This is a genomic window from Anabaena sp. CCY 9402-a (assembly GCF_963920945.1).
GTDB classification, from domain to species: domain Bacteria; phylum Cyanobacteriota; class Cyanobacteriia; order Cyanobacteriales; family Nostocaceae; genus Trichormus; species Trichormus minutissimus.
In genome coordinates this window covers 1-9835 of the sequence record NZ_CAWUDL010000125.1, presented here as the reverse complement: position 1 = coordinate 9835, position 9835 = coordinate 1, and the positions used below count along the sequence as shown (strand labels likewise).

11 protein-coding genes and 1 pseudogene are annotated in these 9835 nt (G+C 42.4%); 6 read left to right on the top strand and 6 right to left on the bottom strand.

Annotated elements, in window-relative coordinates; translation table 11 throughout:
• Nucleotides 1-52 precede the first annotated feature (52 nt).
• Nucleotides 53-181 carry a hypothetical protein gene (locus ACM0OR_RS26805; protein WP_414579454.1) on the top strand — a complete coding sequence of 43 codons (129 nt, stop codon included), beginning with the start codon at nucleotides 53-55 and terminating at the stop codon, nucleotides 179-181.
• Nucleotides 171-596 carry a type II toxin-antitoxin system VapC family toxin gene (locus ACM0OR_RS26800; protein ID WP_190695343.1) on the top strand — a complete coding sequence of 142 codons (426 nt, stop codon included), beginning with the start codon at nucleotides 171-173 and terminating at the stop codon, nucleotides 594-596. Before ACM0OR_RS26805 ends, ACM0OR_RS26800 begins: the two co-directional genes overlap by 11 nt.
• A 38-nt stretch (nucleotides 597-634) precedes the next feature.
• Here the strand turns inward: ACM0OR_RS26800 and rtcA are convergent, their stop codons facing one another.
• The 4 genes and pseudogenes from rtcA to ACM0OR_RS26780 all read right to left on the bottom strand — a co-directional run.
• Nucleotides 635-1711: an RNA 3'-terminal phosphate cyclase gene (gene rtcA / locus ACM0OR_RS26795; protein ID WP_414579455.1), complete on the bottom strand. Its 1077-nt coding sequence runs from the start codon at nucleotides 1709-1711 to the stop codon at nucleotides 635-637.
• Nucleotides 1712-1883: 172 nt separating this feature from the next.
• Nucleotides 1884-3233, bottom strand: a complete 1350-nt coding sequence (locus ACM0OR_RS26790) for an FAD-binding oxidoreductase (RefSeq protein WP_414579453.1) — start codon at nucleotides 3231-3233, stop codon at nucleotides 1884-1886.
• Nucleotides 3234-3460: 227 nt separating this feature from the next.
• Nucleotides 3461-3931 carry a tetratricopeptide repeat protein gene (locus tag ACM0OR_RS26785; protein ID WP_190695341.1) on the bottom strand — a complete coding sequence of 157 codons (471 nt, stop codon included), beginning with the start codon at nucleotides 3929-3931 and terminating at the stop codon, nucleotides 3461-3463.
• Nucleotides 3932-4308: 377 nt separating this feature from the next.
• Nucleotides 4309-4490 (bottom strand): annotated as a pseudogene (locus ACM0OR_RS26780) (ABC transporter permease); the annotation flags it as partial.
• Nucleotides 4491-4573: 83 nt separating this feature from the next.
• Between ACM0OR_RS26780 and ACM0OR_RS26775 the strand changes: the two are divergent.
• Together ACM0OR_RS26775 and ACM0OR_RS26770 are read left to right on the top strand one after the other, a co-directional pair.
• Complete coding sequence (locus tag ACM0OR_RS26775; protein ID WP_414579452.1) at nucleotides 4574-5599, top strand: FecCD family ABC transporter permease; 1026 nt, start codon at nucleotides 4574-4576, stop codon at nucleotides 5597-5599.
• Between the two features lie 47 nt (nucleotides 5600-5646).
• Entirely contained in the window at nucleotides 5647-6435 is a 789-nt protein-coding gene (locus ACM0OR_RS26770; protein WP_414579451.1) for an ABC transporter ATP-binding protein, read from the top strand.
• Nucleotides 6436-6545: 110 nt separating this feature from the next.
• Here the strand turns inward: ACM0OR_RS26770 and ACM0OR_RS26765 are convergent, their stop codons facing one another.
• The gene (locus ACM0OR_RS26765) at nucleotides 6546-6920 is read right to left on the bottom strand and encodes a DUF4870 domain-containing protein (RefSeq protein ID WP_190695332.1); all 375 of its coding nucleotides are present in this window, start codon (nucleotides 6918-6920) and stop codon (nucleotides 6546-6548) included.
• Between the two features lie 275 nt (nucleotides 6921-7195).
• Here ACM0OR_RS26765 and ACM0OR_RS26760 point away from each other — a divergent pair, with 275 nt between their 5' ends.
• Nucleotides 7196-7456 (top strand): hypothetical protein, encoded by a 261-nt coding sequence (locus tag ACM0OR_RS26760; protein ID WP_190695329.1) that lies wholly within the window; start codon nucleotides 7196-7198, stop codon nucleotides 7454-7456.
• Here ACM0OR_RS26760 and ACM0OR_RS26755 read toward each other — a convergent pair.
• On the bottom strand, nucleotides 7440-8393 hold the full coding sequence (locus ACM0OR_RS26755) for a 1-aminocyclopropane-1-carboxylate deaminase/D-cysteine desulfhydrase (RefSeq protein ID WP_414579450.1): 954 nt from the start codon (nucleotides 8391-8393) through the stop codon (nucleotides 7440-7442). The two genes, ACM0OR_RS26760 and ACM0OR_RS26755, sit on opposite strands and share 17 nt — an antisense overlap.
• 154 nt (nucleotides 8394-8547) lie before the next feature.
• Here ACM0OR_RS26755 and ACM0OR_RS26750 point away from each other — a divergent pair, with 154 nt between their 5' ends.
• The gene (locus ACM0OR_RS26750) at nucleotides 8548-9513 is read left to right on the top strand and encodes a hypothetical protein (RefSeq protein WP_414579449.1); all 966 of its coding nucleotides are present in this window, start codon (nucleotides 8548-8550) and stop codon (nucleotides 9511-9513) included.
• Nucleotides 9514-9835 lie beyond the last annotated feature (322 nt).

Genomic DNA, 9835 nt, shown 5'->3' with positions numbered 1-9835 from the left:
AGTTCCGAAATTTCATATCACTCATCAGCTTGCTAGCCTTAACTGAACCGTATTGTCTAATGCCCAAGAAACCGTGTCTTTTTTAGCGACGGCGCGATCGCTGCAACTCCATAGTCCACCAAATTTGTCTGCTAACATTGACAAGTATTTGTACGGTCAGGAACTTCTGCATGAAACCTGAAGTGTTTCTTGATACATCATTTGCCATTGCCTTAGCCGCACCCCAGGATCATTTACATCAGCGAGCGGTACACTTAGCTAAATTGTTAGACGAGGCAGGTACACGTCTCATTACCACCCAAACAGTCATCCTAGAAATTGGCAATATTTTATGCCAACAACCTCATCGTCATCAGGCGATCGTGCTGTTAAATTCTCTAGCATCTGACCCCAAGGTGGAAATTGTCCCTTTATCTCAGGAATTGTACGAAAGAGCTTTCCAGTTATACTGTGAAAGCCCTGACAAAGATTGGGGCTTTATTGATTGTGTATCTTTTATTGTCATGCAATTCTGTGGCATTACTGAGGCTTTGACTGCCAACGAGCATTTTCAACAGGTAGGATTTCGCGCCTTGCTACGAGAAACTCTCCCTTAATTGAATGGTTCGATATCGATTGGTTTTTCTGCTCTGAGTCATGGCTGCTCACGCCCCACTCCGCTAACAGCACTCATTACTGGTATCACTGAGACAATCTTTTCTGCTGTATCGACTTTAATCTTCGCCAAGCCAAATTTTTCAATCACGGCGGCGTTGGTGGTTAAGTGCGTACTCACCTGCGCCACTTTGTAATGAGTGACTTGTGGGGCTAAAGCCGCAGGTAATAATAATTGATCTGCTAGATGTTCGTCAATTGGTGCGCCAGTTTGATGAAATTTCAACAGTTGCTCACAGGCAATTTCTGCTACTTTTTCTGAAGACAATCGCAACCGTCCAAACCCGCCAAAACCAGTCAAGCTATTTTGATACTCAGCCGTTAAAAAAATACCTGCGCCTGGTGCTATACCTTTTTCTCGTAATGCTCGTACAGATGCCTTTAGTCCTAAGCTACGTAACCAATTCTCAGCACGATTTGCCATGCGTTGGGGAATGTGCGCAGGTAATTCTGTCACTACTGCCAGTCCCCGTACTAAGTGTAAATTCCCCCTTTCTAGTAAGTGGATACCCTGAAGTTGACACCCCCCTTTCACTAACATTTCTACTTCTCCCCCACCTTGGGGATACCAACCCCAAGTACCCAATTTGACTTTTGCCTCTATCCCCATCCGTTTGAGCATCGACAAATAGACTAGCTCAATGTAAGTCATTGTGGGGCTAAAAATAACATGAGTTCCACCCCGGAGAGTTACTTGGGAGTCACCATTAACTAAAGCTAAAGGTAAAAGAATTGTCTGCAACACCAAAGTAATTGCTCCCGCCGAACCCCCTTGTTGCACTTCACTGACATCAAAACTATACTTTCCTGGCTGTACCACACTACCCGGTATAAATTCTAGTCTTGTTGATCCCAACTCATCACCCGATAATTGCCCATGACAAATTCTAGCCGCAGCGCGAACGGCGGTTAAATGCTGGGCGGCTAATCCTGGCTTTTTGCGTCCAGCGCGGATTCCTGTAATGCGGATGGGTTCACCAGTGATGGCGGCTAGACTCAGGGAAGTGCGAAGAACTTGTCCGCCTCCTTCACCGTAAGAACCGTCAATTTCAATCATGAATGGGAATGGTGTAGTGTCGGTATGTAACAATTCAAAATTCAAAACAGTTGGAGTAGAGGACTATTACCTCGACTCAAGTAAGCGAAGTATAGACATAGGGGTCTTAAATACTTGAATTTACTATAACCACAGAATACACAGATTAACTTACTATGTATTTTTGTGATTCCTAATTTTGAATTGTAAATTGTAGCATTTTGCTTTTACCAGGGTTCATTAATCCATAGGGGTCAACCATTTCCTTAAATTTTAATTGTTCAGGATCAATTACTTTCCTGCCCCCATCTTCAATAATATAGGTATGAGGATTAGCAATAAACACACCTTGGGCTTCGTGGTAGTGGATAATCTCATTGAGCCGTGCTTCTGTGGTGTAGCGTACTAGTTGTAAAGCGGCGGGAACTACTGCACCATTCATCCGAATAAATTCTAAGTGCATCATCACTTCATCACCAAAGTGATGATATAAATGCTCTACTAATTCCAGACCTTTGGCTGGGGGAATCATACTTTGCAAGTATGTAATCTGGGTATCTACATTCCGGGCGTGTAGGGTGGTGTGATTCCAGGTGAATTCTGCTAAATTAACGCCCTTAACTGCTTCTTCTGCTGGTTTTTGGTAGGTAATTTGTCCACCGTATTGCTGCACTAACCCCGGTAAAAATTCTAAGCTGGGTTCAGCTACTAGTAAAAATACTGAGTGAGTACCGTCAGGGATATATTGCTGTAAGGCTTGGAAGTATTGGGGAATGGGCGATGCAAAGACACTAATTAACTTTTTCACCATCCCATCGGCGTTAGCTAGGCTTTGCCCAAACTTGGCGGCTGTCATGAAATCTGCAAAGGTGACAATTACTTCTGCCCAAGGATAGGCTGGCCCCAAGGGAATTTCAACTTCTGTGATAATGCCGTTAATACCCCAAGCATGGTTTACCTTCTGTACATCGTCGCCGCGCAACTCAATGACACGGGGTTCATCTTCTACTGTGACAACTCTTAATGCTAATAGATTACCGCGATCGCCTAATAATCCATATTGGATTGAGCCTATACCCCCACTCCCACCAGCTATAAATCCGCCAATGGTGGCTGTGCGGTAAGTAGAAGGGGACATCCGCATTTCCCAACCAATTTCTCGCGCTTTTTTGTCTAAAGCAGCTAATTTCACCCCAGCTTCTACCCGCGCTACCCCTGGTTTTACCCAACTCACAGCTTGCATTTTGGTCATGTCTAAAATTACGCCACCGTGCATAGGTACGCATTGCCCATAGTTGCCTGTTCCTGCACCTCTGACGGTGATAGGTATACGGTGTTTAGCACAGGTAGCGGCAACTTTTATCACTTGCTGTTCGTTGGCGGGACGGACTACGATGTCCCCAACTTTGCCTTCTAGTTTAGGTACTAGGACTGGGCTAAAGGTGTGGTAGTCTTGGGATAATTTTGCTACTTGATGAGTGTCTGTAATAGTTTCTATGCCTGCCAGGGAGTTAATGAGGGAATTTAAATTGGCGATCGTCATTAGCTTATATCCTTTTTTTAACGCAGAGGTACGCTGAGGTTTACGCGGAGGTTCGCAGAGAATTTTCACTCCGCGTTACTTTGCGTTTTCCTTCGCGTCTCTCTGTTTAAACTTAATATAAGTCTTTGTAAATACCTGTAGCGATCGCTTGATCAAATACCCCTTGTTTGGCTTAGGCTAAATGAACTTAGGAGAAACAAAATTGATGTATTCTCCTTGATGCTGTTTTAGCTCAGTCTGAGTGTACATTCTAAAATTAATTTTTGATTCACCAAAGAGTAGGGCTGAATTTCTAAGGCGCGTCTAAAAGCCTTGATAGCTTTACTGTATTTTCCTAAGGCGGCGTAACATAAACCCATACCATGCAGCGCACCAAAATGTACAGAGTTAATCTGAATCACCATCTGACAGTCCCCTAGGGATTTACGATAATCGCCTATGCTGTAGTAGAGAAAAGCACGACGATTCCAGGCTTCTGCAAAGTCAGGTTGTTCTTTAATGAGTTCGGTGAGAATTTTTTCAGCCTCAGTAGTTTCCCCAGCATCAAGCAATTTTTGACTTTGGTCGATTTTTTCCAGCCCGTAAACTCCCTTTTGCTGAAACCAAATACGCCAGAGTTGCTTTGTTGCTTGCTCCCGGACTAAAGCATTAGGCTTTTTTAAATCTTCAAGTAAAGAGCTGATTGATAAAGAATCCATGAATTTGCGATTGGCGATTTTCAGTAATTGTCTCCTTGTATCAAGGTATCAACTTTCGTATGAGTTTGCTGTGTTGAATTTTAAATTCCTGTTAACAATTCTCCAATAAAAATCTTTCATTCAGCAGTTAATTGAAAATCTAATGTATCAAGAAATACTATCAATCTGTACTTAAGTATATAAACTCATCCGCAATCAGTGAGGAGAATATCAAAACTTTGAAAAACACAAACTAACTACTGATATTTTATAAAGATTTAGTAAATAATAGTTCATCAAAAAATTACAAAATCAGTATTCTTTCTTGGGACTTTTAACTTTTAACTTAGCACTGTGCTGCATGACGTTCGCACCACTACGGAAAGCGGCGAAGAATAGGGTGTCATTTGAGTGAGAGTATTGCCAAACCCAAAGTAAGTAATAAAGCTGTGTATGCTGTGATGGGATTTGCCCCAGCTAGTAATATGAGGATAGTACCAACAATCAGGGCAGAGGCGATCGCCATTAGCGGTGATAGGATGGGCAACCATGCAGAATGAATCCGATTAATTGGTGTCATGATATTAAAGTTAAGGAAGCTCATACCCCAAATTTCCACAAATTGCCCAAACTTTAGCTCAAATCACAAATTTATAGCAACAAATGAAACTCAAGCAGCTGTTTAGGAGTGTTAACGCTGCTTCTAGAAATGAAGCGCGGGTAATTTTAGCTACCTTATTTTTAGTTGTTGTTCTAGTCTTGGCGGTAGCATTGTCCTTGTCTTTTGGTGCTGTTGCCATGACACCTGAACAATTATGGCAAGCTATTTGGCGACAAGGAGACGAACTCTATCAGACTATTCTTTGGGATTTGCGCTTACCGAGAACTGTGGCTGCAATGTTGGTGGGTGCAGCTTTAGGAATGGCCGGTTCACTACTCCAGGGAATGTTACGTAACGGACTAGCTGACCCGTTTTTACTAGGTATTTCTGCGGGTGCTGGTTTAGTGGCGATCGCGATGTTCAGTTTAGGCGTATTTGTGGCTTGGATTCCCTTAGCGGCTTGGGTTGGGGGTGTATTCACAACAGTGATTGTCTATTTTTTAGCGAAGACTGGGGATGGTGTTTCTGTTGAAAGGTTGATTTTGGGAGGCGTGGCGGTAAGTGCAATGTTTGGTGCAATCCAGTCTGTGCTACTACTTTTAACAGAGGATGGACGCATACAGGCTGCGCTAAATTGGCTGATTGGTAGTTTGAATGGACGGGGATGGACAGAAGTAACCACAGCCGGATCTTATATTAGTGTGGCATTAGTCTTGGGATGTTTGTTAGCGCGATCGGTGAACTTATTAAATCTAGGGGATGAATTAGCAGTTAGTTTGGGGGTTTCCCTAACGCGATCGCGCATTTTAATTGGCGGAGTTGCTACACTGTTAGCCGCAGGTGCTGTCAGCATTGGCGGCTTAATTGGTTTTGTCGGCTTAATAGTACCGCATGGTATCCGTCTACTCGTAGGAACAGACTATCGCGCCGTATTACCACTCAGTGCATTAGGAGGCGCAGTAGTCATGACTATTGCAGATTTACTATCCCGGTTAGGTGCTGTAGAACTTCCCGTAGGTTCAGTAACCGCTTTATTAGGTTCACCCCTATTTATTTGGTTACTTTATCGTCGTAAAACCGGAATTTAAATCTCCTAATTACGAATTACGAATTACGAATTACGAATTATATTATCATGCCCTTAGAAACGCAAAACTTAACTGGTGGATATACAGCTAAAACTGTAGTTAGAAACATATCCTTAGCAATTGAAAAAGGAGAATGGTTGAGTTTAGTAGGTGCTAATGGTTCTGGCAAATCTACACTACTTAAACTCATGAGTCGCCTGTTAGTTCCCGAAACAGGAATTGTATTATTAGATGGGAAAGCCATTCATACTCAACCCGCCGCCGTTGTCGCCCAAAAATTAGCCTTATTACCTCAGCAACAAGCCATTCCCCCAGGGTTAACAGTCCGGCAATTAGTATCTTTAGGACGCACACCCCATCAACCTTGGTGGCAATGGGATTTAAATGCAGAAGATAGAGAAAAAGTTACAGAATCTTTGCATTTAACCCAGATGGAAACTTATCAAGAACGTCTGGTAGAACAACTTTCTGGTGGTGAAAGACAAAGAGCCTTTTTGGCACTAGCTTTAGCCCAAAATCCGCAGATTTTATTGTTAGATGAACCCACAACTTATTTAGATATTCGCTATCAATTAGAATTATTAGAACTCTTAAAAAAACTAAATCAAAATCAAGGAATTACGATTTTAACTGTTTTACATGAAATTAATTTAGCTGCAAGATATAGTTCTCGGATTGCATTACTTTATCAAGGTAATATTTTTGCATTAGGAAAACCGGAAATTGTCCTCACACCAAAAAATTTAGCTGAAGTTTTAGGGGTAGAAGTGGCAGTTTTAAATACACCTGTAGGATTACAAATTTGTCCTATAGCACCAATTCACGAATCAATTTAGTTGATGGATATTAGGGCTGACATATTGACAACTAAAAACTACATCTATCATAGGGATTTATCATTGGTAAACCCCTATAATATGGTCTATTCATCAAACTCAGCGTAATTTTAAAAGAGTCGAAAAATAAACGGATAACGGAAAGGTTCATCAGGTTGGGTAAGACAATGAAACAAAGCCCAAATTGTCAATCCCCAATGCAGTGCAAAACCCAAAGCCACCACAGGGAAAAACAAAATACCGCCCAGACCAAAGGTTATCCAAGATATAATCCCTAGGGGTACACCTATAACTGTTGCCCAAAACCAAACATTAAAGTGAAAATTAATAGATTCTTTAGCATTGCTTTTGACAACCGGGTCATCGGAAAGTAAGTTGATGACAATGGGAACTCCAATTGAAAACAAGGTTGTACTAAAGAAAATTGCCCCATGACTCAGAGATGATAGCAATTTGCGCTTATCAGAATTGTATGTTCCTTGCATCCTGATGACTCCTCATATATCTTTTTAGCTCAATTCTAAAGGATACCTCATGGGTTTTGTATTGCCATTTACCGTACTCAGCTATATCTGTTGGTTTTTCCTCGTGATATATGAGTTCTGACTGCTAAGTATCAAACCTAAGAGATGAGGTTTACCGAACTGGGGAAATAATCAAGGATAGAACAAATAAATTCGTGTCATAATTAGGCTTTGGATTTCTTCTGCCCAGTAAGTAGCTTCTCTGTTTTAAAATTACTTAATAAAGGTAGTAAAATATGAGCCGCATCAATCCATATACGCTGCAAATGCAGATTACGCGGATGTTTGATCAAGGACAATCATTCTTTGCCACAACTAAAGTACAAGACTGGTTGAAAGAAAAAAATCAAAATCCATTGGATTATGACATTATTTTCCATCAAAAACCTGCTCCTCCTGGCTCAAAGGAAGTGATAGCAATAGAAATCGAATTGCGGCGTAAAGATGGACAACCCGTAGATCCTTGGTTACAAGAACAAGCTAATTTGCACGCTTGATGTTTTTCATGGATAAATTTCCCTGTAAACCGCCTGTGTGGATTAAAAGTAGGCGATGGCGTTCCGCCCAGCGTAGCTGATCGCCCCCCAAACTTCCTTTTCGTATCAAATCCATCACCCCATAAAACATTTTGGCGGTATATACGTAATCGAGTGGGATGCCGTATGACTGGGTAAACTCGTCACTAAATGATATAAGCTGATCATTTAACTTGGCATAACCACCGAAGTGATAATCACATACCAATTCCCAAGGTGCGGGAGTAGTCGATGGCGCAGGTAGTCCAGAGGCGAGGTACTGCGTCATTAGGTTGGTGATATCTTGTCTGAGAAACTCCCCATTTTTCAACACAGGGAAACCAAGCGATCGCTGTTTTGGTTGTAGCGAAAGTGTCAACCCAGCTAAAGTAGTAGCTGTCCCACAAGCTACACAGATAGTATCAAATTCTGCTGTAACTTCAGAAAGTATCTCTGTACACCCGCGCACACCATTAAGATTACAACCACCTTCAGGAATGATAAAAACCTCACCAAAACGCTGGCGTAAGTCTGCGTGTAATTCTGGGGTGTGGCGTTGACGGTAAGTTTCCCGGTCAATATATACTAGCTGCATCCCTTGTTCCACAGCAAAGCTTAAGGTGGGGTTTAAAGGAAGCCGTTCTTCACCACGAATCACGCCAATAGTGCGAAAACCTAAAAGATTCCCAGCCGCAGCCGTTGCATAGATGTGATTAGAATAAGCACCGCCAAAGGTGAGAATTGTGGTGTAATTTTCTTCTTTGGCTGCTAAGAGGTTGTATTTCAGCTTGAACCACTTGTTACCATTTACCCAAGGGTGCATTAAATCAAGGCGCAGCACAGAGACTTCCACACCAGCGCGACTAAATATTTCGCTGTTGATTTGCTGTGTGGAAGGTGGAATTAAACTCAAGGACATAGACTACCACTGAGTAAAAAATGATGATAAATAGTAATTGTTTACCAAATATCCATCCAGGCGAAATTCTGCAACTAGAATTTTTAGAGCCATTGAATATTACCCCTTAGTAGAACGACTTGAAAAACCCAAACTATGTTAAGCAATAGATGAGGTGGAGACAGAAGACCCAGATGTTGCCCTGTGGGGTGAATTATACCGCGATCCTTTGTATGAATTGCGCCTGCTCTCATTAAAATCGATTGAGGAAGGTAGCTCAAATCCTTTTGGGGAACAGCCCGCAGATAGGTTACAGAGGCAGGTTGAGAATTTTACACCTACCCCCGAATTGGAAGCGGAATTGTCTAAGGCGGGAATTACTGGAGTGTTTAGAGAAGCGCGAGAGGTGGTGATTCACTCTCAGGCTTATGAGGAAGTTTTACCCATAGTTAGCGAGTCTGATTTAAATGAGTATTCGGCAGTTGTCGCTAGGGCAATTGTCGCTGAAGCAATGTTAATTAGTGAACAACAGGAACGATTCCCGCCCATACTCACTGATGCAAAATTGCGAGACAAAGTTGTAGAATCCCTGGTTTTGACTTTAGCTGAGGCGCAGTTAGGTTTGGGTAATTGGTTAGTCAAGCCATTGCTGCACCTGGGGACAAATTATGTCAAGCGCAGGCGTGGTGCTGTGACTGATAAGGTTTCGCCTATGCCCTCTGATATCCTGTTGTATCAGACGCGGGGGGAGAAAATTCGGGCTTTTATCAAGGAACAAATCGCCCAAGCTGAACCGCCGGTGGTGTTACTCGCCCATAGTTTAGGGGGAATCGCTTGTGTAGATTTGCTGGCGCAGCAAGCACTGTCTCAGGTGGAATTATTAGTTACGGTGGGTTCTCAAGCACCATTTTTATATGAGATTAATGCTCTGTACAGTCTAGAATATGGGCAGCCATTGCCGGAATATTTCCCGGAATGGTTAAATATTTATGATTTACGGGATTTCCTCAGCTACGTTGGTAGTAGAATTTTTCCTAATGTTGAGGATGTAGTGGTAGATAGTAAACAACCATTCCCCCGTTCTCACGGTGCTTATTGGACAAATGCTAAAACTTGGGAGGCGATTTTTGCGCGGTTGTAATGATGGTTTACTTTTTACGGGAAAGAGAAAACCCCTCTCCAAACCTCTCCCCTGCAAGGAGCTAGGGTGTACACACATCTTTATGCTGAGTACAAAATGTGGTTTGATCCCCCTAAATCCCCCTTAAAAAGGGGGACTTTGATTCTAGTTCCCCCCTTTTTAAGGGGGGTTAGGGGGGATCAGAACGATACGGGATAAGGTTATCAGACTTGTGTGTACACCGTAGCCTGCAAGGAGAGAGGCTTTTAATTTTCCCCCTTCCCTACTCTACCGTGTATACACAAGTTGGATGTAAAGTAGATGCAGAGGATTTTCAAGAGGC

Coding starts and splice junctions, on each gene's coding strand:
- ACM0OR_RS26770 (WP_414579451.1), top strand. CDS start 5,647: ATGCCCTTAGAAACGCAAAACTTAACTGGTGGATATACAGCTAAAACT.
- ACM0OR_RS26760 (WP_190695329.1), top strand. CDS start 7,196: ATGAGCCGCATCAATCCATATACGCTGCAAATGCAGATTACGCGGATG.
- ACM0OR_RS26785 (WP_190695341.1), bottom strand. CDS start 3,931: ATGGATTCTTTATCAATCAGCTCTTTACTTGAAGATTTAAAAAAGCCT.
- rtcA (WP_414579455.1), bottom strand. CDS start 1,711: ATGATTGAAATTGACGGTTCTTACGGTGAAGGAGGCGGACAAGTTCTT.
- ACM0OR_RS26790 (WP_414579453.1), bottom strand. CDS start 3,233: ATGACGATCGCCAATTTAAATTCCCTCATTAACTCCCTGGCAGGCATA.
- ACM0OR_RS26800 (WP_190695343.1), top strand. CDS start 171: ATGAAACCTGAAGTGTTTCTTGATACATCATTTGCCATTGCCTTAGCC.
- ACM0OR_RS26755 (WP_414579450.1), bottom strand. CDS start 8,393: ATGTCCTTGAGTTTAATTCCACCTTCCACACAGCAAATCAACAGCGAA.
- ACM0OR_RS26765 (WP_190695332.1), bottom strand. CDS start 6,920: ATGCAAGGAACATACAATTCTGATAAGCGCAAATTGCTATCATCTCTG.
- ACM0OR_RS26775 (WP_414579452.1), top strand. CDS start 4,574: ATGAAACTCAAGCAGCTGTTTAGGAGTGTTAACGCTGCTTCTAGAAAT.